22 protein-coding genes and 2 pseudogenes are annotated in these 21,550 nt (G+C 41.9%); 12 read left to right on the forward strand and 12 right to left on the reverse strand.

Going from position 1 to position 21,550, the window contains the following annotated elements; translation table 11 throughout:
- Positions 1 to 2 precede the first annotated feature (2 nt).
- A complete protein-coding gene (gene yjgA / locus HLH18_RS07150) occupies positions 3 to 539 on the forward strand; it encodes a ribosome biogenesis factor YjgA (RefSeq protein ID WP_131287412.1) in 537 nt (178 codons plus the stop codon).
- A gap of 148 nt (positions 540 to 687) precedes the next feature.
- Here yjgA and HLH18_RS07155 read toward each other — a convergent pair whose 3' ends face one another.
- Positions 688 to 2,328 carry an acyl-CoA synthetase gene (locus tag HLH18_RS07155; RefSeq protein ID WP_171546285.1) on the reverse strand — a complete coding sequence of 547 codons (1,641 nt, stop codon included), beginning with the start codon at positions 2,326 to 2,328 and terminating at the stop codon, positions 688 to 690.
- A gap of 257 nt (positions 2,329 to 2,585) precedes the next feature.
- Here HLH18_RS07155 and HLH18_RS07160 point away from each other — a divergent pair.
- The 4 genes and pseudogenes from HLH18_RS07160 to infC all read left to right on the forward strand — a co-directional run bounded on the left by HLH18_RS07160 (position 2,586) and on the right by infC (position 7,719).
- Positions 2,586 to 3,842 (forward strand): annotated as a pseudogene (locus HLH18_RS07160) (D-arabinono-1,4-lactone oxidase).
- A gap of 10 nt (positions 3,843 to 3,852) precedes the next feature.
- Positions 3,853 to 5,007, forward strand: a pseudogene (locus HLH18_RS07165) (alanine racemase).
- Between the two features lie 232 nt (positions 5,008 to 5,239).
- Entirely contained in the window at positions 5,240 to 7,162 is a 1,923-nt protein-coding gene (gene thrS, locus HLH18_RS07170; protein ID WP_171546286.1) for a threonine--tRNA ligase, read from the forward strand.
- Between the two features lie 5 nt (positions 7,163 to 7,167).
- Complete coding sequence (gene infC, locus HLH18_RS07175) at positions 7,168 to 7,719, forward strand: translation initiation factor IF-3 (protein WP_131287406.1); 552 nt, start codon at positions 7,168 to 7,170, stop codon at positions 7,717 to 7,719.
- Between the two features lie 202 nt (positions 7,720 to 7,921).
- On the opposite strand, the gene HLH18_RS07180 is transcribed toward infC, so the two are convergent.
- Positions 7,922 to 8,389, reverse strand: coding sequence for an Hsp20 family protein (locus HLH18_RS07180; RefSeq protein ID WP_171546287.1), 468 nt, complete (start codon positions 8,387 to 8,389; stop codon positions 7,922 to 7,924).
- Between the two features lie 317 nt (positions 8,390 to 8,706).
- Between HLH18_RS07180 and HLH18_RS07185 the strand changes: the two genes are divergently transcribed.
- The 3 genes from HLH18_RS07185 (at position 8,707) to HLH18_RS07195 (ending at position 10,165) form a co-directional block, all read left to right on the forward strand.
- Positions 8,707 to 9,330: a glutathione S-transferase N-terminal domain-containing protein gene (locus tag HLH18_RS07185; RefSeq protein WP_171546288.1), complete on the forward strand. Its 624-nt coding sequence runs from the start codon at positions 8,707 to 8,709 to the stop codon at positions 9,328 to 9,330.
- A gap of 109 nt (positions 9,331 to 9,439) precedes the next feature.
- The gene (locus HLH18_RS07190) at positions 9,440 to 9,724 is read left to right on the forward strand and encodes a hypothetical protein (protein WP_171546289.1); all 285 of its coding nucleotides are present in this window, start codon (positions 9,440 to 9,442) and stop codon (positions 9,722 to 9,724) included.
- Between the two features lie 18 nt (positions 9,725 to 9,742).
- Positions 9,743 to 10,165 (forward strand): YqaA family protein, encoded by a 423-nt coding sequence (locus HLH18_RS07195; RefSeq protein ID WP_171546350.1) that lies wholly within the window; start codon positions 9,743 to 9,745, stop codon positions 10,163 to 10,165.
- 50 nt (positions 10,166 to 10,215) lie between these two features.
- Here HLH18_RS07195 and HLH18_RS07200 read toward each other — a convergent pair whose 3' ends face one another.
- Together HLH18_RS07200 and HLH18_RS07205 are read right to left on the reverse strand one after the other, a co-directional pair.
- Positions 10,216 to 10,959, reverse strand: coding sequence for an energy transducer TonB family protein (locus HLH18_RS07200; protein WP_171546290.1), 744 nt, complete (start codon positions 10,957 to 10,959; stop codon positions 10,216 to 10,218).
- A 104-nt stretch (positions 10,960 to 11,063) separates the two neighbouring features.
- The gene (locus HLH18_RS07205; protein WP_171546351.1) at positions 11,064 to 12,320 is read right to left on the reverse strand and encodes an MFS transporter; all 1,257 of its coding nucleotides are present in this window, start codon (positions 12,318 to 12,320) and stop codon (positions 11,064 to 11,066) included.
- A gap of 239 nt (positions 12,321 to 12,559) precedes the next feature.
- Here HLH18_RS07205 and rpmI point away from each other — a divergent pair, with 239 nt between their 5' ends.
- On the forward strand, positions 12,560 to 12,754 hold the full coding sequence (rpmI, locus tag HLH18_RS07210; protein ID WP_004278281.1) for a 50S ribosomal protein L35: 195 nt from the start codon (positions 12,560 to 12,562) through the stop codon (positions 12,752 to 12,754).
- 11 nt (positions 12,755 to 12,765) lie between these two features.
- Positions 12,766 to 13,125 (forward strand): 50S ribosomal protein L20, encoded by a 360-nt coding sequence (gene rplT / locus HLH18_RS07215; protein WP_131287394.1) that lies wholly within the window; start codon positions 12,766 to 12,768, stop codon positions 13,123 to 13,125.
- A gap of 74 nt (positions 13,126 to 13,199) precedes the next feature.
- Here the strand turns inward: rplT and HLH18_RS07220 are convergent, their stop codons facing one another.
- From HLH18_RS07220 to lgt, 3 genes are all read right to left on the reverse strand, one after another.
- Positions 13,200 to 13,565, reverse strand: coding sequence for a hypothetical protein (locus tag HLH18_RS07220; RefSeq protein WP_171546291.1), 366 nt, complete (start codon positions 13,563 to 13,565; stop codon positions 13,200 to 13,202).
- A complete protein-coding gene (locus tag HLH18_RS07225; RefSeq protein ID WP_171546292.1) occupies positions 13,565 to 13,951 on the reverse strand; it encodes a hypothetical protein in 387 nt (128 codons plus the stop codon). The genes HLH18_RS07220 and HLH18_RS07225 overlap by 1 nt, the downstream gene beginning before the upstream one ends.
- 82 nt (positions 13,952 to 14,033) lie before the next feature.
- A complete protein-coding gene (gene lgt / locus HLH18_RS07230; RefSeq protein ID WP_171546293.1) occupies positions 14,034 to 14,846 on the reverse strand; it encodes a prolipoprotein diacylglyceryl transferase in 813 nt (270 codons plus the stop codon).
- 93 nt (positions 14,847 to 14,939) lie between these two features.
- Between lgt and HLH18_RS07235 the strand changes: the two genes are divergently transcribed.
- Positions 14,940 to 15,722, forward strand: a complete 783-nt coding sequence (locus HLH18_RS07235; RefSeq protein ID WP_171546294.1) for an NRDE family protein — start codon at positions 14,940 to 14,942, stop codon at positions 15,720 to 15,722.
- Between the two features lie 42 nt (positions 15,723 to 15,764).
- Here the strand turns inward: HLH18_RS07235 and HLH18_RS07240 are convergent, their stop codons facing one another.
- The 4 genes from HLH18_RS07240 to tatA form a co-directional block, all read right to left on the reverse strand.
- The gene (locus HLH18_RS07240) at positions 15,765 to 18,020 is read right to left on the reverse strand and encodes a PhoX family protein (RefSeq protein WP_171546295.1); all 2,256 of its coding nucleotides are present in this window, start codon (positions 18,018 to 18,020) and stop codon (positions 15,765 to 15,767) included.
- A 171-nt stretch (positions 18,021 to 18,191) separates the two neighbouring features.
- Positions 18,192 to 18,971: a twin-arginine translocase subunit TatC gene (gene tatC / locus HLH18_RS07245; protein WP_171546296.1), complete on the reverse strand. Its 780-nt coding sequence runs from the start codon at positions 18,969 to 18,971 to the stop codon at positions 18,192 to 18,194.
- Positions 18,968 to 19,435: a Sec-independent protein translocase protein TatB gene (gene tatB / locus HLH18_RS07250; protein ID WP_171546297.1), complete on the reverse strand. Its 468-nt coding sequence runs from the start codon at positions 19,433 to 19,435 to the stop codon at positions 18,968 to 18,970. Before tatB ends, tatC begins: the two co-directional genes overlap by 4 nt.
- 6 nt (positions 19,436 to 19,441) lie before the next feature.
- Positions 19,442 to 19,675 (reverse strand): twin-arginine translocase TatA/TatE family subunit, encoded by a 234-nt coding sequence (tatA, locus tag HLH18_RS07255; protein WP_171528151.1) that lies wholly within the window; start codon positions 19,673 to 19,675, stop codon positions 19,442 to 19,444.
- A 154-nt stretch (positions 19,676 to 19,829) separates the two neighbouring features.
- Here tatA and HLH18_RS07260 point away from each other — a divergent pair, with 154 nt between their 5' ends.
- Positions 19,830 to 20,717 (forward strand): AEC family transporter, encoded by an 888-nt coding sequence (locus HLH18_RS07260; RefSeq protein ID WP_171546298.1) that lies wholly within the window; start codon positions 19,830 to 19,832, stop codon positions 20,715 to 20,717.
- Between the two features lie 141 nt (positions 20,718 to 20,858).
- Here the strand turns inward: HLH18_RS07260 and rdgB are convergent, their stop codons facing one another.
- A complete protein-coding gene (gene rdgB / locus HLH18_RS07265; protein ID WP_171546299.1) occupies positions 20,859 to 21,485 on the reverse strand; it encodes an RdgB/HAM1 family non-canonical purine NTP pyrophosphatase in 627 nt (208 codons plus the stop codon).
- Positions 21,486 to 21,550 lie beyond the last annotated feature (65 nt).

Here is a 21,550-nt window from a genome sequence, read left to right on the forward strand (position 1 = left end):
TCGTGGCACGTCGACCGCAACAGCGTTTTACTGAAGATGACTTTGAAACTTTAGAAGGACGTGCAAGCAAAACCGAACAAAAAAAAGCAGTTCAGCGTATGGCTGCTTTAGGTGAACAACTCTCTGAATTGAGTCTTAAACAAATTCAGAAACTCCCTGTGGAAGAACGTTTAATTGATGCGTTGTTAGACGTACGTAATATTACGTCACATGAAGCACGCCGTCGCCAATTTCTCCGGATTGGTAAATTATTGCGTAATGAAGATGAGGCAGTGATTTTGTCTTATTTAACTCCGCAACAAGGTGCGAAAAAAACTGCACAATTGCAGCGTTGGGTTGACCGAATGATTGCACAGGGTGATCCAGCAATCAAAGAATTCATGAAAGCGCATAATGCGGCTGAACATCATCCGATTCGTCAGCATATCTTGCGTATTCAGCGTGATATCACCAAACAATTGCCTGAAGAACAAGTCGCTGCTTCTAAGCTAAAATTATTTAACTATATTCAGCAAGTGGCATTGATTTCAGATAACTGATTTTTTTGTTCAGTGATAAAAATAAAAAAGCGGCTCATATGAGTCGCTTTTTTATGCTTTGATATTTCTCTCTTGCGCTTTGCGACAAGGCAGTGCATTGTCGCTTGCTCAGGGAGAGAGTTAGAGAGGGTTGTGGGGTGAGGGTAAATTACTGAAATTCACCTGTGGCACGTTCTTTTGCCCAGTCACGCAAGATGAATTTTTGCAGTTTCCCGGTTGAGGTTTTTGGAATTTCTGTAATCACCAGATCTTTAGGCACTTTGAAACGTGCTAGATGTTGTTTGCAGAATTCAATCAGTTCTTCAGGTGTTGCTGTTTTACCTTCTTTCAGTTCCACAAAGGCACATGGAACTTCCTGCCAGCGTGGATCAGGTTTTGCCACTACCGCCGCAGTCAGTACAGCAGGATGCTGATACAGCACTTCTTCCACTTCAAGTGAGGAAATATTTTCGCCCCCTGAAATGATTACATCTTTGGAACGGTCGGTGATTTTGGCATAGCCATCGGGCTGGCAAACAGCAAGGTCACCGGTATGGAACCAGCCACCAGCGAAGGCTTCCGCTGTTGCCTCAGGGTTTTTCAGATAACCCTTCATCACAATATTGCCACGGAACATGATTTCGCCCATGGTGTGACCATCATGTGGAACTTCTTGCATGGTTTCAGGATCAAGTACTTTCATACCGTCTTGTAATGGGTAAGGAACGCCCTGACGTGAATGCAACTGCGCTTGTTCCTGAATCGACAAATCACTCCAGCCGGCTTGGGATGCGCAGAGTGCAGAAGGACCATAGGTTTCTGTCAGGCCGTAAACATGAGTCACGTTAATACCGATATTGCGCATTCCTTCAATGATCGCAGCTGGTGGTGCAGCACCAGCCACCATCACTTCGACACGGTGGTCAATTTTAGCCTTTTTCTCTTCAGGCGTGTTGATCAGCATTGACAGGACAATTGGCGCACCGCAGAAGTAATCCACTTTATGTTCAGCAATCAATTTGAAGATCAGTTCAGCATCGACTTTACGTAAGCAGACGTTGGTACCGCCATTCGCCGCCATGGTCCAGGCAAAGCACCAGCCATTACAGTGGAACAGGGGCAGTGTCCATAAATAGGTGGCACGAGGCATCATGCCGCAAGCAATGATATTACTGGCTGCGTTAATGTAGGCACCGCGGTGATGGTAAACCACACCTTTAGGGTTGCCCGTGGTGCCGGAGGTGTAACTTAAGCTGATGGCATCCCATTCATCTTGGGGCAAATGCCATTCAAAATTTGCATCGCCTTGGGCAATCCAGTCTTCATATTCAACTTGACCAATACGGCTGTCTTCACCTTCAAACTCTTCATCGGCCACATCAATCACATAGATATCTTGTGGAACCAAGGCAAGTGCTTCAGTTGCAAGCGCAGTAAATTCAGGATCAACCAAGAGTACTTTGCTTTCAGCATGTTCAAGCATGAATGCGAGTGTTTTGGCATCTAGACGGGTATTTAAGGTGTTGAGTACAGCGCCTGCCATCGGCACAGCAAAATGCGCTTCAATCATGGCAGGAACGTTAGGTAGCAGTACCGAAACGGTATCATTTTTACCGATGCCTAATTTTTGGAGTTGGTTGGCAAACTGACGACAACGGTTGTATTTCTCACGCCAAGTGATTCGGCGCTTACCGTGAATAATCGCGTTCTGATTGGGATAGATATAAGCTGCACGATCAAGATAGCGTAAAGGTGACAACGCTACAAAATTTGCGGGGGTACGCGGTAATTCATCATATGCGCTAACCATTGGGAAACTCCGTTGTATATTTATTTTCATATCCTGTTGAAAAGATATGTATTTATCATGAATGTTGCATTTATGCTTTAGTCGAGTACGTTTTTATAAATTTTAAGCTATTGAATATTAATGAAAATATTTAACCGTACTTAAATGTTTTGAACGCATGGGTTCCCATGTTTGATTTTTTAGGTATTTTACTCTAGTTGAGCCATTAAAATAATATCAGCCCAGGAAGAATAATGAAAATACAATAGGCGGATGAAGTGTGGCGGAATTGGTCAGGAAGCCAGTCCAGTGCTGCGCGGATTTTTCAGCCCAGTCAGATCAGTGAATTACAAGGTCTGGTGAAGTCACATGCACACATTCGTGCAGTGGGTGCCGGGCATTCGTTCAGTGCTTTGGTCAAGACAAATACGGTGCTGATCAATCTCGATCAGTTCAAAGGCGTGGTTGCCTTTGATGAAGATAAAACTTAATGCACTTTTCAAGCGGGCATGCGTTTATATGATTTAGGGGAATATCTTGCCCCGATCAATCAGGCTTTACCCAATCAGGGTGATATTGATCAGCAAAGTTTGGCCGGAGCAATTTCTACTGGAACGCATGGCACAGGCATCGATTTACCCTGCATATCTGCTTTTGTGGAAGGCTTTGAATTACTGACCGCAGATGGAGAGCTGTTGCAATGTAACCGTGAGCAGAATACCGAAATATTTCAGGCTGGACGGGTAGCATTGGGCAGCTTGGGCATATTGACCCAAATCACCCTGCAAAATCGACCATGCTTTAAATTAAAAAAACAGATTCAACTGTGTCCGCTACATGAGGTATTTGCAAATATCGATCAATGGAAACATCAGCACCGACATATTGAATTTTGGGCATTTATTTATTCAGATCATGTTAAAAACACTGGATGAAACGGAAAATGACATTCAGTTGAGATAGGAGAGCTGGCCTTCGGAAGATACTTTATTAACCCTCTGCTCTGAATTTACGCGACTCTTCCCGAGGACAAATCCCTATCTGCAAAAACTGCTGAGCGTGTTTGTCAAACCGACTTGCTATGTGGATTGGTCCAACCAGATTTTCCCGACCCGCGCAAGACCAAATTTAATGAAATGGAATATCAGATTCCGGTTGAGTTCGGTTTGCAGTGTCTGGACGAGGTTTTATATACCTTACGCAAACATCAAGTACCGATGTTTTTCCCGATCGAGTTCCGTTATGTCAAAGGGGATGATATCTGGCTGAGTCCTTTTTACGCACGTGATTCAGTCTCCATTTCCATTCACCAGTTTTATAAACAGGATTACCACGCGCTCTTTGATCTGGTCGAGCCAATTTTACAGAAATATCAGGGGCGTCCACATTGGGGGAAATTGCATAGCATGACCGCAGCTTCGCTTCGCGATTTATACCCGAAATGGGACGATTTTATGGCGTTGCGTCAGCAACTGGATCCGCAGCAAAAATGGCTGAATCCACATTTAAAGCAATTGTTTTTGTCTGGAAAATGAGGAGAGGGCGATGCAATCAAATTATTTTCAGCAATTAACTCAGGATTTAAAACAACAGGGAACAGGAACGCCGCAACTGATTCTGGATTTAAAAACCTATCAACATAATTTGGATTATGTACAGTCAAAATTGCCCGTGCAGTTAAAACCACGTCTGGTGGTGAAATCCTTAGCCAGCATTCAGCTACTCAAACTGGCCAGTGAAAAACTGAATACCCAGCGCTTTATGGTGTTTCATCTGCCGCATATTGCAGAGATTCTACAGACCTTTGATCAGGCCGATATTTTGCTGGGAAAACCCATGCCGATACGGGCGGTAGAAGCATTTTATCGAAGCACTACGCAGCAGAATATTCATATTCAATGGCTGATTGATGATGTGGCGCGATTACAACAATATCTGAAACTCGCTCAAAATCTGAATATCTGCCTGAACGTAAATATTGAAATTGATGTGGGTTTGCATCGTGGTGGAGTTCAAAATTCGCAGCAATTTGTTGCATTACTCCAGCTGATTCAACTGCATACAAGGCATTTAAAACTAGCCGGTCTGATGGGCTATGATGCACATGTAGCAAAACTGCCAAAAATCATAAAAAGTCCTGAAAAAAGTTATCAAAAATCACAGCACATTTATCAACAATACAAAAGTATTCTTCAGCAGCAATTTCCGGATTTATGGCATGAAGGTTTGTGCTTTAACGGTGGTGGCAGTCCGACCTTTATGCAGCATTGTCAGTAAAGTGTCTGTAATGATCTGGCTTTTGGTTCGATGCTGCTCAAGCCCAGTGATTTTGATCTGGAAAATTTATCCGCTTTAAAGTGTGCACTCTGGATTGCCACACCAGTATTGAAAGTTTTGCCGTATAGCCAATTACCCGGTCTAGAGGTATTGAATCATCTTCCCCATAAATACAAAGCTTTGTTTGTGTATGGCGGGTATTGGCGAGCGGATTATATCTATCCTGAAAAAAGTCAGCCGCACATTTTGTATGGTCGCAGTAGCAATCAGGAAACGCTTCAGGTTCCCAAACAGTACGAAATTTCTGTCGATGATTATGTGTTTTTAAGACCACAACAGAGCGAAGCGATTATTCCACAATTTGCCCAGCTTTATGCCTATGCTCAAGCAGAATTTGCAGAGTGGGATACCTTTAGAGAATAAAATGAGAAGCAAGATTCCCTGATTCTGATGAGGGGAGAGCATTGGCAAATAAATTCAAAATCAGCCAAATCGCGAATTTTCTAGGTGAAAAGGTTTAATCCTTGGGGTAAGACGTGTAAAATTCTAATCGATTTTTATTTATCCACCGTTTTTATCTTTTGAGGTTCTCCTCGATCATAATCTCGCGGTGATATGCCCTATGGTACGGGGCATCACTCCTTAAGGATTTCTTATGCCAATTATCACTTTGCCCAATGGCGATCAAAAACAGTTTGATCACGCCGTATCTGTGATGGACGTTGCTCTTAGCATTGGTCCTGGTCTTGCAAAAAATACAGTTGCTGGTCGTGTTAACGACCGTTTAGTCGATGCGTCTGATCTCATCGCTGAAGATGCAACACTACAAATTATTACGCCTAAAGACGACGCCGGTGTCGAGATTATCCGTCACTCATGCGCGCATTTGGTTGGCCATGCTGTTAAGCAATTGTTCCCAGAAGCAAAAATGGTGATTGGTCCAGTCATTGAAGAAGGTTTCTACTATGACATCTGGATGCCACGTCCATTCACATTAGACGATATGGCAGCGATTGAAGAGCGTATGAAAAAGCTCATCGATCAAGACTATGATGTTGTGAAAAAAATGACACCGCGTGACGAAGTGATTGCAGAATTCACAGCGCGTGGCGAAGAATACAAATTACGCTTGATTGCAGACATGCCTGAAGAAACACAAATGGGCTTGTACTACCATCAAGACTATCTGGATATGTGCCGTGGTCCGCACGTTCCAAATACTAAATTCCTAAAATCGTTCAAGCTGACTAAAATCTCGGGTGCTTACTGGCGCGGTGATGCGAAGAATGAACAGTTACAACGGATCTACGGTACAGCCTGGGCGGACAAGAAACAGCTTGCAGCCTATGTAAAACGTATTGAAGAAGCAGAAAAACGCGATCACCGTAAAATTGGTAAAGCGCTAGATTTGTTCCATATGCAAGAAGAAGCACCAGGTATGGTGTTCTGGCATCCGAACGGCTGGACCATTTACCAAGTACTTGAACAATACATGCGTAAAGTTCAGCAAGACAATGGCTACGAAGAAATCCGTACCCCGCAAGTGGTTGATTTCACGCTGTGGGAAAAATCAGGACATGCTGCAAACTATGCAGACAACATGTTCACTACGCATTCTGAAAACCGTAACTACGCGGTTAAACCAATGAACTGTCCTTGTCATGTACAAGTGTTCAACCAAGGTTTGAAATCGTACCGTGATCTTCCTGTACGTTTGGCAGAATTCGGTTCATGTCACCGTAACGAACCATCGGGTTCATTACACGGCATTATGCGTGTTCGTGGCTTTACTCAGGATGATGCGCATATCTTCTGTACCAAAGAACAAATTGGTCAGGAAGTTGCAGATTTTATCAAATTGACACTGGATGTATACAAAGACTTTGGCTTCGAAGAAGTACAAATGAAGTTGTCGACGCGTCCTGAAAAACGTGTTGGTGAAGATGCACTTTGGGATATGGCGGAAAAATCTTTAGCTGATGCTTTAGATGCTGCAGGTCTGGCTTGGGATTTACAACCAGGTGAAGGCGCATTCTACGGTCCGAAAATTGAATTCTCACTGAAAGACTGCTTAGGTCGTATCTGGCAATGTGGTACTATTCAGTGTGACTTCAATTTACCAGGTCGTTTAGATGCCTCATATGTCACTGAAGACAATGATCGTGATCAGCCTGTGATGTTGCATCGTGCAATTTTAGGTAGTTTTGAACGATTTATTGGTATACTTATTGAGCACTACGCTGGTTTCATGCCACCATGGTTATCACCAGTTCAAGCGTGTGTAATGAATATCACTGATTCTCAAGCCGAGGCATGTGAGTCAGTCATCGCTAAACTTAAAGAAAGTGGAATTCGTACCATTTCTGACTTGAGAAATGAGAAAATCGGCTTTAAGATTCGTGAACGTACTTTAGAGCGTATTCCTTACTTACTGGTTCTTGGAGACCGTGAAGTAGAGGAAGGTACTGTGAATGTCCGTACCCGCTCAGGAAAAAATTTAGGTACTATGTCAATCGATGCCTTCGTTGACCTAGTGAAAGCAGCCGTAGCCGAACGCGGCCGGTACATTGTGGAGTAACAGCGATTAAACAGCCTGACCGTAATCAACAGGGCGGTAACAAATCAAACCGTCCTGCCTTGAATGATGAAATTCGTGCAAAAGAAGTCCGTCTTGTAGACGAAAATGGCGAGCAAAAAGGTATCGTAAGCTTGGCTGATGCCTTACGTGCAGCAGAAAGCGTTGAGCTTGATCTTGTAGAGATTGTTGCCAATGCAGAGCCACCCGTTTGTAAGATCATGGACTTCAACAAGCATTTGTTTGATCTTAAGCAAAAGCAGAAAGAAGCGAAGAAAAAACAGCATCAAGTACAGGTGAAAGAAATCAAGCTACGCCCTGCGACTGATGTTGGTGATTACAACGTAAAATTACGTGCAATTATCAAGTTCCTTGAAGAAGGCAACAAGGTAAAAATCACCTTACGCTTCCGTGGTCGTGAAATGGCTCACCAACAATTAGGTCTTGCTCAATTGCAAAAAGTTGAAGCAGACGTAATCGAATACGGTACAGTCGAACAATCACCAAAAATGGAAGGTCGTCAAATGGGTATGCTACTTGGACCAAAACGTAAAAAGTAAGCACTCATTGATCCATTGATAAAAAAAGCACTGCCAATGCAGTGCTTTTTTTATGTCTGGGGATTTGGTTTAAAATTCCAATACTGGGACAGGACTTGGATAATCTATTGGTAAGGATGATTATTTTTATTCCTAAAATGCCAATCTATGCTTTTTGATCCAAAAAGAAAGACCCAGAAGGGTCTTTCTAAATAAGAGAAATTTATTGTGCGTCTACGCTGGTCTTTTCCATATTTTCAATCGCCGTCTTTTTACCAATCGGAATTTGGCGCGGCATGGCTTCTTCAGGAACAGAGCGTTGCAAATCTATTTTCAATAAACCATTTTCATAATTGGCTTGTTGTACCTCAATATGTTCATCTAGGCGTAGCGACAGTTTAAATGAGCGACTGGCAATGCCTTTATGCAAAAATTCAACCGTGGTATCTGACTTTTCTTCTACTGCTTTACCTGTAATTGTGAGTAGCTGATTTTCAAGATTAATCTCAAGTTGATCTTCATTAAAGCCCGCTGTAGCAACGACAATTCGATAGTTGTTATCACCTGTTTTTTCAATGTTATAGTTCGGATAATTGGGGGTATCGCTTTGCATGGCGTAATCAAATAGATCATTGAGACGGTCAAAACCAATGCTACGACGAAATAGGGGAGTAAGACTGATATTGCTCATTGATATAACCTCTTGAGTGCAAATAATTTTTATAAACAAGATTGCAATTCTGTTATGCATGCATGAACAGTATGTAGAACAATATCTGATAAGATCATTGTCCTCTGTTATATATTGTACTGTTTTTAGTGCTTTCAAGAATTCAGCTTGAAAAATTTATAAGCTTTTAATATTGAATAAAAACAATTAATTATGCTTGATTGTTTTGTGTTTTAAACTTCAGTAAAGCTTAATGATTTATCAATATAAAACATGATATAAGTATGAACACAGTTCAATAATGTCATGCAAAACGAGAACAGCAAAAGGTAGGAAACATGATTGATCTATATTATTGGGGAACGCCCAATGGTCATAAAATTACAATCGCTTTAGAAGAAATGGGCTTGGATTATCAAATTTTTCCCATCAATATTATGGAAAATGATCAGTTTCAACCTGATTTTTTACGTATCTCTCCAAACAATAAAATTCCAGCAATTGTCGATCAGGATGGACCGCGTGGCGAAGCCATTTCGGTCTTTGAATCTGGTGCAATCTTACAATATTTGGGGCGTAAAACAGGTTTGTATTATCCAGAGGATGAACAGCAACGTGTTGAAGTCGAACAGTGGTTAATGTGGCAAATGGGCGGTTTGGGTCCGATGCTTGGGCAGAATCATCATTTTGGTAAATTTTCGCCTGAAAAAATCCCCTATGCGATTGATCGTTATGTAGCTGAGACCAAACGTTTGTACGGTGTGTTGAACAGGCAGTTGATTGGTCAAAAGTACGTGGCAGGTGAATATTCAATTGCCGATATGGCAATTTTGCCGTGGATTTTGCGTTATGAGTGGCAGCAGATTCAACTCGAAGATTATCCATACGTAAAAGAATATGTGGATCGCTTGACTGCACGCCCAGCAGTTCAGAAGGCCTTGGCAATTCAAGTGGATGCCTGATGATAAAAATTGAGAAATGTTTTTTGTGCTAAGATTGCGGAATAACACCGCTTAAATCTCGCAAAAATAAACCACCCGTTGCGGTGGTTTTTTATTGGACCTCATGGCTATGAAAGACTTTTTCTTAAATTTAACGCATATTATTGAAACAAATAAGAAAATTTATTGGGCAATTATCTTTGGTATTGCAGCTTGCTTATTGTTGTTTATTGCTGAAGTGGTGCACATGCAGTCAGTGGCAGAGACGCTAAAAGCCAATGATCCATCAGTATCCAAAGAAATATTTGGTGTGATTGCACATCGTTATAGTTTGACGCGATGGGTGGTAATAGCTTTATTCATTGTTTGGTCTATTTATGAATACAAATCTACCAAGAAAAAGCTCGGTCTTTAAACTGTTGTTCATATAATGCTGTCCTACGCTTTACTGTTTATTTCTGCCTTTGGCGCAGCGACTTTATTGCCATTACAGTCCGAAGCCGTTTTATTGGCACTGTTGGCCGAGGGTAGTCATTCAGTTATTGGGCTGCTGTTTGTTGCAAGCTTGGGAAATATTTTGGGTTCCTGTGTGAACTGGTGGCTAGGTTTGCAAATCGAACACTATAAAGATAAAAAATGGTTTCCTGTTTCAGAGCAGAAAATGTTGAAAGCACAGGGAATCTATCAAAAGTATGGTTACTGGTCGTTGCTATTGAGTTGGGTGCCGATCATTGGCGATCCAATTACCTTGATTGCCGGCTTACTCAAAGAAAACTTTTGGCAGTTTTTATTGATGGTGAGTCTTGCGAAAGTAGGGCGCTATTTATTTATCTATGGCGCTTTTTCAATGTTTTAAAAAAGAGATACATTGCGCATCTCTTTTGATGACTCAGATTAGTCTTTAAATTACAGGCATTGATTTAAATCGAACTTGATTTCATCTTTAAGGCTCGATTTTTTATACAACCATAATGTATTGGCTGTACGTTTCACTGAAACCTGGCTGTTTGATACAGCCTGCACAATTTGTTGGTCTAAAGCGTAAATGCCAGAACCCTTTTTCACTTTTACTTTTTTCACATCACCCTGTTTATTCACTTTAAAGGTGAATTTCACTGCACGATTGTGCCCATTGAGTTGTTCAGAATCGATATCTAAAGCGGGTTGAACACGATATGAAAAGGGGGCTTTCTTGTCTTGCTGCTGAGCCTGCCAGTTTTTAGAATTAAAGGTGTATTGGCAAACTTCTGCATCATTTTCTTGGCTGAGTTTAAGGCTAAAGGTTTGATAGCCAATTTGTGGAATGGCAGTGTCATTTTCGATATAGGGTTTGACCTGTGCCTCACGAACCGCTTTAATTAAAAGATCGTCTAAATGCGTTAAGCCGGTACTTTCTTGTACGCTGGCTTTGCTGATAATGCCGGTTTCATCGGCATAGATACGAATAATCGCGCTACGATTTTGATCTTCTAAATCTTCATTTTTATAGCTTGGACGTGGAAATTTGCTCCACTGAATGCGCGTGGTTAAATGCGCGGGAAGGGCTGCGCTTTTCTGAACCGAGAGTTGTTTTGGTGCTTTAAGTGAAGCGCTATAAGTAGCACTTAACGGTAAGCTCATAAGTAGAGAAAAACACAGGATTTTCTTCATAAATATTTATTTCTTTAATCAGGCCAGAGGTTGTATCGGTAGCGGAGCATTGTGAGTGCGAAGTATTTCCTGAATTAGAAATACTCGCAAGTCTAAAAAGTGAATTAACGTATTTGATCATCACCTTGAGTGATATCTACGCCAAATAAATCATGGGTTTTTGCCCAACTTATCGCAACCACCACCATTGTTATGCATCCACCAAAGGCCGTTGCCATAATGGTGCCCATATATTTTGCGGCTAAGCCAGATTCAAATGCCCCAAGTTCATTGCTGCTTGAGACAAACATGCCGTTTACTGCGGCAACGCGGCCACGCATATTTTCGGGTGGATAAATTTGCAGGATGGTTTGACGAACCACCACTGAAATACTGTCACAGGCTCCGGTCATGGCTAAAGCAAACAAGGACAACCACATGTTATTTGAGAAGGCAAACAGCAGTGTGAATACCCCAAAACCTGCCACGGCAAGCAGCATATTGCGCCAGGCATTTTGTGTGGGTGGAAACTTGGTTAGAGCAATCATGGTAAAAAGCGCACCAATGGAAGGTGCGGCACGCAGATAACCTAAACCTTCAGGACCGACTTTTAAAATATCTTCTGCAAAAATAGGCAGCAGAGCAATTACCCCACCAAAGAGAACAGAAACCAAATCCAGTGAAATTGCCCACAGTACGATTTTAGTTTTCCAGATAAAGCGGAAACCATCACCCAAACTTTCGATCAAATTATTCGTTTCAATTTTGGGGAAGCTACGGTTTTGCAGCAGGTTAATCAGGATAAAACAGATACTCAACAATACCGCGACTGATAGCAAACTGGTTTCGCGACCTAAAAATGCCAGCATGAAACCGCCTAGCATGGGACCAATAATCACGCCACTTTGCCAACCGATCGTGGTCCAGGTTGCACCATTGGCATACAGTTCACGTGGAATCAGGAAAGGCTTGAGGGAAGTAGCAGAGGGGTTGTAAAAACCACGAATCGTGCCCAAGCCAAAAATGACGGCATAGATTCCCCAAGACAGGGTATTTATCCCAATTTCACCTACGCCATAGGCATGAAACAGCCACCATAAAACCAGAGGTAAGGGCACGGCAAAGAACAAACAGATTTTCATAATGGTCTGTTTATTAAAGCGGTCTGCAAAATAGCCGCCCCATAAAGACAAGGTGATAAACGGAATCGCTTCGGCTAAACCAATTAAACCGAGCGTCAGTGGGTCTTTGGTAATTTGATAAAGTGAATACGCGACAATAATTTCTTGAATTAAAATGGCGAGGGTGAGACAGAACTGGTTTACCGTAACAATAGAGAAGTCACGATAGCGCAGTGCTGCAAAAGCATCCTGTGCGGGAATCATATTGGTCCAATATTCTTATGTTGTGATAATTATAGTGCTGAATAGTTGATTTATTAATAAAAACATCGCGCATTTGATATTGGAAATAAGACTAAGAGAAGCGGACGATTAGTCGTGTATTTTAAGGATATTTGCTTTTGTTTTAAGCAAAGATGCTTTAGAATACTGGCTCCCTTACCTGCAGGTCGTTTTGTAATGGTGCAAACGAGCCGAACAGGTGTTCAAAAGAGGTTGTTATGCCTAAGATGAAAACTCGCCGTGGTGCAGCTAAACGCTTTAAAGCGACTGCTAACGGTTTTAAGCGTAAACAAGCGTTCAAACGCCACATTTTGACCAAAAAATCTGCTAAGCGTATTCGTCAATTACGCGGCTGTGTAATGGTTCACGTAAGTGACGTTGCTTCAGTTCGCCGTATGTGCCCGTACATCTAAGGAGATTATAAATGGCTCGTGTAAAACGTGGTGTACAGGCTCATCGCCGTCACAAAAAAATTCTTGCTCGCGCTAAAGGTTACTATGGTGCTCGTTCACGCGTTTACCGCGTAGCGTTCCAAGCAGTAATCAAAGCTGGTCAATATGCTTACCGTGACCGTCGTCAGAAGAAACGTCAATTCCGCGCTTTGTGGATTGCACGTATCAATGCTGGTGCGCGTCTTAACGGTTTGTCATACAGCCGTATGATTGCTGGCTTGAAAAAAGCTCAAGTAATTATCGACCGTCGCGTACTTGCTGACATCGCTATGCATGACGCAGTTGCGTTTGCTGCATTGGCGACTAAAGCGAAAGATGCTTTGGCTGCATAAGTCTTTATGACTTTAAAAAAGACCGCTTTTAGCGGTCTTTTTTTATTTTGAGTTTCCAAAAATACCGAACAATTTTAATCAAATCTGCGTTTTGGAAATGTCGATAAGATGAATAAACCAATTGCAGCAAAGCCGATGAGTTGAATAATAAGCATCAGTCTATGTTCTGCCGGCAGCATTGAAATTAAAGTAATTAAAGCGATCAGTGGCATCACAAAAGTTAAAATGGCAAAACCTTTTTTATAAGGATTATCTGCTGCAATTTTTAAGCTTAAAGCCCTTAACCCATGCAGGCTCATCCCAATTGCAATACTAATGCCCGTAAACATTGGTGAAAGTTGTTGCACTGTGGAACACAGATAAATCATCACACAGGTGGCAATACAGACAATCAGCTTTATTTGACGGGTACATTTATCTGAATACCAAAATTCCAGCATTATTTTTTCTCGTCTGAAGCATCATTTTTATTCAGTAAAGATAAAGGTGAAAATAAACAGATGGCTAAAGCCGTAAAACCAATACCTTGTGCACCCGGAATTAAAATTTCACCTTCTTTCATCTGCATAAAAATAAGGGCCAGTAATAGCGCAATCGGAATCCAAGTCAGGAGGCGATATAGCAATCCGGTTGGATTTTTTGAGGCAAAATGAATTTTGCAATAACGACAAATCAGAAAAATAATACCTGTTCCTAAGAACATGAGAATTGCATCAGGTTTTAGCGGATCCATCCAGTAAAGTATGCCTGTTGCAATCGCAATGGATACAAAGATCATGAGTTTGCGGAGGATGGAAACTTTAGGATCAAACCAAAATTCGAGCATATTCTTCTGATAGATAAACGAGGACTGACTGCACTGTAGCAAAAACAAAGATAAAAAAGCGAGGCTTTTGCCTCGCTAAAAATTAAGTATTTTTCTGTGGACCCCAATCATAAATTTTCTTTTGGTAGGCGTACCACATCATCCAGAGGCCGATCAAAATCATCGGTACAGTCAGGAATTGACCTTTACTCATCCAGCCAATAAACAGTTGCCCATTGTCCGGTTCGCGGAAGAATTCCACTACAAAGCGTGCAATACCGTAACCAATCAGGAACAAGGCTGAAATGGCCATACGTGGACGCGGTTTTGAGCTGAACCACCACAACACAATAAACAAAATTAAACCTTCAGCCAATGCCTGATAAAGCTGTGATGGGTGACGAACCAACTGTAGTGGATCGGTCGGGAAAATCATGCCCAATGCAAAGTTTGGGTCAGTGACTTGGCGGCCGTAGAGCTCGCCACCAATGAAGTTACCAATACGGCCGAACATCAAACCCGTTGGTACGCAAGGAGCAATAAAGTCGAGCGTTTGAAACCAGGTCATCTTGTATTTCTTGCACCAGAACAGCATGGCAATCATCACGCCCAAGAAGCCGCCATGGAAGCTCATACCACCAGTCCAGACCTGAAATAGCCAGAGCGGATTGGCCAGAAACTGTTCAAAGCCATAAAAGAACACGTAGCCTACTCGACCACCAATCACTACACCTAAGGCGCCATAGAAAATCAGGTCAGACACCATGTCGGGTGTCCAGCCATCACGGTGTTTGGTGCGATAAGTGGCAAGTCCCCAGGCAAATAAAAATGCCAGTAAATACATCAGTCCATACCAATGGACTTGTAACGGTCCCAGCGATACGGCAACTGGGTCAATATTTGGATAGGTCAGCATTCCTGTTCCTTGTGATTCTGTTTTGCATAGATTTTAGCTGAATGTGATGAAAAATGTTGTACATTCAATGTGTAAAGATAAAGAGCATGGATTATGTGTATTGTCGCTTTAGCTTGGCAAGTCTTGGAAGATACGCCTTTGTGTCTGATTTCCAATCGTGATGAGTTTTATCAGCGCCCGACCAGTGGTTTAAAAGCTTGGGGAAATAGCCCGATTATTGCCGGACAAGATCTACAGTCGGGTGGCACCTGGATGGGGATAACGAAATCGGGACGATGGGCGGTAGTGACCAACTTTCGAGATGCAACCGATAAAAAAACATATCCGACTTCACGCGGTCATCTGATTCAAGCTTTTTTAGAATCTGATTTGGCTCCTATCCGCTTTGCTCAAGCATTAGAAAAACGCCAATGTGACTATGCCGGTTTTAATTTATTGCTCGGCGATCAAGATCAGGCGGTTTATATGAGTAACCGCGGTGAAGCTCCCCAGGTTTTAGCCAAAGGCGTGTATGTAGTATCCAATGGGTTAATGACTGAACATTGGGAAAAGACCAAACATTTACGTAAGCGCTTTACTCAAGAATTTTTGCCGATGTTACAGCATGCAGCTACACCTGAAGCAGATATCGAATTTGCAGTGTGGGATATTCTGGAAGATGAACGAAAAATCATCCCTGAACTGCTTCCACAAACCGGTATTAGTGCAGAGATGGAAGAATTACTCTCATCGACTTTTATTCAAAGCCCCGTTTATGGCACTCGCTGTTCGAATTTTTTAAGAATGAAAAATCAGACATGGCTGTGGCAAGAAAAATCCCAACAAGGGGAACATCAGGGTAGGATTATCAAGTTAAAAATTCCAATTACAAAATAAAAAATACCGGCATAAAGCCGGTATTTTTTAGGATTTGGAAACTTATCCAGCAATCACTCCACCATCTTTACGGGTAATCACCACAGTTGCTGAACGTGGGCGTGCAGTGGTGTTGGTTGGATCTGTTTGTGTCGCAGGCCAGTGACTGGTTGCGTTATTATAAGCAGTTGAATCTTCACCAGGATGCTGAACGTTAATAAAGATGGCTTTGTAGTCAGGCGTCATGGTCACACCAGTAATTTCACATTCTGTTGGACCGGTCAGGAAGCGACGTAGATTTTCATCGGTCACTTTGGCACCCATAAAGGTATCTTGTGTAGCAGTACCTGAAAGCGCAGTCACTTTGCCACCATCACCTATCGTACCAGGCAATGCAGCCAGCATCATACAGTTGGTCACGTCAGTGTAAGCGCCATCATCTGTTTGAATCCAAAGCACGCCGCGTGGGTCAAACCACATACCATCCGGACTAGAGAAGTCATTATTGTCAGTTAGACCAGATAGGTTAACATTTTCAAGCATTTGTGCTTCAGCACCAAACAGGTAAATATCCCATTTGAATGTGGTGGCTGTTGTGGTATTTGCATCTTCATGGAAGCGGATAATATGACCATTCACGTTACCTTTACCATTGCTACCTACAGGATCTGTATAGTTACGTGGGTTGGCGGCATCAGTTGTATAGCTAGTACCACGGTTACTGTTATTGGTGAGCGTTACATACACTTCACCATTGTTTGGATTGACTGCAACCCATTCAGGACGGTCCATTTTGGTTGCGCTAACAGCATCTGCAGCGATACGTGCATGCGTCAATACATCCGCTTGGTCTGCAAATGCGTAAGTTGGATAACCAGAAATTGCTGGGTTGCTAGTCGATAGCTCAATCCACTGACCTGTACCATCGGCATTGAATTTGGCAACATACAGTTTACCGCTATTCATGTATTTATCGCCGGCTGCATAGCCACCGTTGACATCTTTTGTATCCCATTTTGCATCAGAAACGAATTTATAGATGTATTCGCCACGTGAGTCATCACCCATATAGAATGCCAGGTTCTGACCTTCAATGGCACGGCTAGTACGGCAGTCTTCATGTGCAAAGCGGCCAAGTGAGGTGCGTTTTACAGGAGCTTGACGGCTGTCAAATGGATCAATTTCGACAATCCAACCGAAATTGTTTGGGATGTTGCGGTAGTCAGCAGTCGTAGATGCGCCCACTACGGAAGCATTCCAGCGATCATACATATCTTGATCTTCTACACCAGCAAGGGCTGTTTCCCACTGATAGCGAGATGTTTTATCTTTATAAAGAGTACGTCCTTGAGCATCCTTATTTTCAATTGTCTTTGCTGTATCTTGATAAGAAATTTCTAAGCCTAAACCGTAGCGTCCTAATGCCACATTTTCATTGGCAGTTCGCTCGTATTGATCTGCGCCTGAACGGAAAAAATAACCAATAAAGTTTTCTTCAGCAGTCAGATAGGTACCCCAAGGTGTATAACCATTACCACAGTTATTTTGGGTGCCGCGGGTTTTTACACCCAATGGAGAGAAACGAGTGAAAAGTAATGAGTTACCTGCAGCAACACCGGAAAAAGTCATTTCTGTAGAGGCTGTGATACGGCGATTGAAAATTGAATTTTTCAAAATTTCAACGGCTTGAGTTTTACTATCTTTTTTTACATGAACGATGGATACACCATGAGCATTCACTTCACGAATCACTTCATCTTCAAGACGCCGACCATTCACATCTGTGGTTGGACCTTGAGGGTGCAAGAAAGTCTGATTAATGTATTCGTGGTTTAATACCAACAAACCGTGATCCGATTTAGTGTCATCATAGCGGCCTGTTGTAGTATTTAAGCCAAAATAGCTCATACCATCATGACAGTCGCCAGAACGGAACTGGAAGCTTGGGCCTGAAGGGACTTTATTGTCATCCCACTCCTCAATGTATTGATTGATGGAATCACCCATCGCGTAAAGTACTTTGGCTTCATAACCTTCAGGAACGGTAACAATGTCATTCAGGTTCTTCGCGACTGGGGTAAAGCTCAACTTTGTCGGTAATTTTTTTGGATCAGCAGGTGGAGTTGTTGTTCCTGAGTCACTATCACTGCCACAAGCTGTCAAAGTTGAAGCCAAAGTCAAGGCAACTGCGCCGCTCGCAGTTTTGGTAATGAGGCTGCGGCGTGTAATCGCTTGCTCTAAAATGTCACGGAAATGGACATTGTCAGAAGTATTGTTGTCTAATTCTTGCTCTTCATGATATGGCGTAAAGTCTGTCATGATATTTCCCAAGTATATGGTTGTTATAAAGTTGTATCAAACTTAGGTGAAATATATGACAGCGCGCTGACGTTTAAATGACAGTCTGGTGAAGAAAATGAGTTGCGCTGATGAAAAAAAAATTGATGAAAAAAGCAGACCGAAGTCTGCCTAAAAATTTGCTGCCAGCATTTAAGCCGCCCGTCGTTTTTCAATCATTTTGCCAAAGAACAAGCCCATTTCGAATAACAACCACATGGGAATGGCGAGCATGATCATGGAAATTGCATCCGGTGGTGTTACGAACATCGCCACAAAGAAGCAGCCGACCACAATAAAGCGCCGTTTTTCGACCAATTGTTGCGTAGAAACTAGTCCAATTAAAATAAGGATTAAGGTAATAATCGGGATTTCAAAGGTAAATCCAAACACCAAAAACAATTTTAAGCAGAAAGCCAGGTAACTGTTAATATCGGTCATTGGTGCAACCGTTTCAGGTGAAACACTGATGAAAAAATGCAGAATAGAAGGTAGCGCAACGAAATATGCAAAAGCAATCCCGGCATAAAATAAACTGATGCTACCCAACAGTAATGGCATCGCTAAGGTTTTTTCTTTTTCATAGAGCGCAGGTTTTAGGAAGCTCCAGAGTTGAAAAATGATAAAAGGCATCGCCAACATCAAGGCAACAAAGAAATTTAACTTAAAGGGTGCCATGAATGTCGCCGTGACATCAGTGGCAATCATCGATGAGCTAACGGGGAGCTGTGCACGTAAAGGTTCAGACAAAAGCTGATAGGTTTGATTGGCAAAAGGCAATAAGCAAAAAAATAATACCAACAACAAACCGACAATTTTAAAGAGATGCTGACGCAAGATCATGAGATGTTGGGTAATCGGCATTTCTTCAAGATTAGAGGATTGTTGATCTGCAAGGGAAATCGGCAATTGATTTTCTATTTGAGTGCTCATACTGCCACCTTTAATTCATTTAACTGTGAAATTGGAGGTATGATGTTTAAAGGCTGTTCTATTGACGGCGTAATACTGCAAGCAGTTTGTGCGCTCAAATAAATGCACGAAGGCTGAGGTTGTTTAATAAAATAATAAAAAGTGGCAACATTTTTATTATTGGGCACTGCATTTTGTAATTGTTTTTCTGTTGCAGGTTGGGATTGTTGTTTTAGTTCATGCATTTGAGCTTGCATCTTTTGTTCTAGCTCTTGAATCCTTTGCATTTCATTTTGCATCTGTTCCCGTAGTTCAGATAAACGCAGCTCGCGATCAATATCATTTTGTACATTGCTGATCGTACGTTTAAATTTCCCATACCATTTCCCGGCAAAGCGTGCAGCTTCCGGAAGCTTATCCGGCCCAAGCACCAATAAACTAATAATGCCGAAAGCCAGCAGTTCAGTCATACCAATATTAAGCATAACGTTTTAGCCTGAATGGGTTTTTACCGTGGAATTAACATCGGAATGACTGGTTTGATGTTCAATAATTTTTGGTTCATTTAATGCTGAAGTAGTTGCTTCATCTTCTTTGATCGACTTTTTAAAATCTTTGACTGCACCACCGACATCTTTACCCAGGTTTTTCAGTTTTGATGTACCAAACAATAAAATTACCACAATTGCAAAAATCACAACGTGCCAAATTGATAATCCTGCCATGTTCTTTACTCATTTTTTATTTAAGATCATCTGAACATGTTGCGATGACAGCAATGTGACTGAAAAATTTCAGTTTAAAGACAAACTGGATTAAAGCTGCTTTTGTGTTTGATTTGCTGCTAGCATATTTGTATTGCTCATTCAGGATGATGTTGTGGCTTTGCTTTTACCACTTTTCGGCTTTTTATGTGGATGGGGACTCGCTTCAACGCAATTTTCCGCAGCTTTAAAACCACTATTCGCGAGTCTGTTAGCACGGTTTTTTATTCCGATTGTGATTATTTACAACATGGTATTTTATCAGGCGGGTAGTCTCAGCCTGATGATATTTAGCTTTGTTGTGGCTATTTTCATGTTCTATGCTTTTCACTTTATTTTTAAAGATAAGCTTCGTGCACTCTGCGTTAGTTATGTCAATCTAGCATGGCTCGGTTTCCCATTTGCTTTGGCTTTGTTTGGTCCTGAAATTAGTGCGGCAATGGTAGCGCTATATGTTGGCGGTTCCATATTTGGCAATATCTGGGCGGTGACTGCAGTCAGTCTGGATGTTCAACCTCTTGTAACGGTAATCAAAAAAGTTGCTCTGTCGCCCCCAGTTTTCGCCTTATTGATTGCTTTAATCTGTCGAATTATAGGTTTACAGCATCTGCAACAGCATGATTGGCTAGATATAATTTATAGTTTTGCAAAAGTGGGCATGAGCTTTACCGGAATGTGCGTACTCGGCATGTGGCTACGACATACCAAAGTGCATGCGGAAGATTTACGGCGCAGTGGCAAAATTTTCTTGATCAAAATCGCTATAGGCATGGTGATCTGTAGCCTGACTTATTTCTTTATTCCAATTCCAAATATTGAAAATTATATAGGCGTGATGTTTTTATTGTTCTGTCTACCGCCAGCCGCCAATATTGTGGCGCTAGAAACCCATTATCAAGGCACGGGAACTTCAGCGAAATATATTGCTTCGGGAACGATTATGAGTTGTGTAGTGGTGATGCTGTATGGGGTGATACTTCATCTTTTATTGCCCTCCCTCTAACTCCCTCCCAAAGGGAGGGAGGACATCGATTTAAAATTATGCTTGGATTCAATCACATGTAATTCCCTATCCTGATCAAGATTTAAAGCGATACTTTAAATCTTTGCACAAGAGAGAAGGGGGGACTTTGAGAGCAAGAAATTACTTGTCCAAACTTGCCTTAAACAACTGCATCGCCTGACCACGGTGGCTGATTTTATTTTTCTCTTCTTTAGACAGTTCTGCACTAGAAATACCGAGTTCAGGCAACCAGAACAATGGATCATAACCAAAACCATTTTCACCACGTGCAGCTTCTAAAATTTCACCTTTCCAGATGCCTTGGAAAATTTGTGGAAGTGGATCTTCTGCATGTTGCACCAGTGCAAGTACGCAGACAAACATGCCTTCAATCGCTTCGCCGTCTTTACGTAGTGGTTGAAGGTCAGCTAACAGTTTTTCATTATTGGCAGTATCATTACCATGATCGCCTGCATAGCGCGCAGAATAGATGCCTGGTGCACCGCCCAAAACAGGCACGCAAATACCCGAATCATCTGAAATGGCTGGTTTTCCAGAAATTTTAGATGCATGACGGGCTTTGATAATCGCATTTTCGACAAAGCTTAAACCATCTTCAATTGCATCTTCAATATTGAGTTTACCTTGAGCAAGCACTTCAACAGGTAAGTTCAATTCTGCAAATAGTTTTTCAAATTCAGCAATTTTACCTTTGTTGTTACTCGCAAGTACAAGGGTGCCTTGGGATAACCAATTTTTAGAAGCCATTATGTAGATCTTAATTTGAAAATAATTGTGAGTATTTTAGCAAACTTATTTGAATAATTTAGGCA

This window comes from Acinetobacter sp. ANC 5414 (assembly GCF_013004295.1).
Classification (GTDB): Bacteria; Pseudomonadota; Gammaproteobacteria; order Pseudomonadales; family Moraxellaceae; genus Acinetobacter.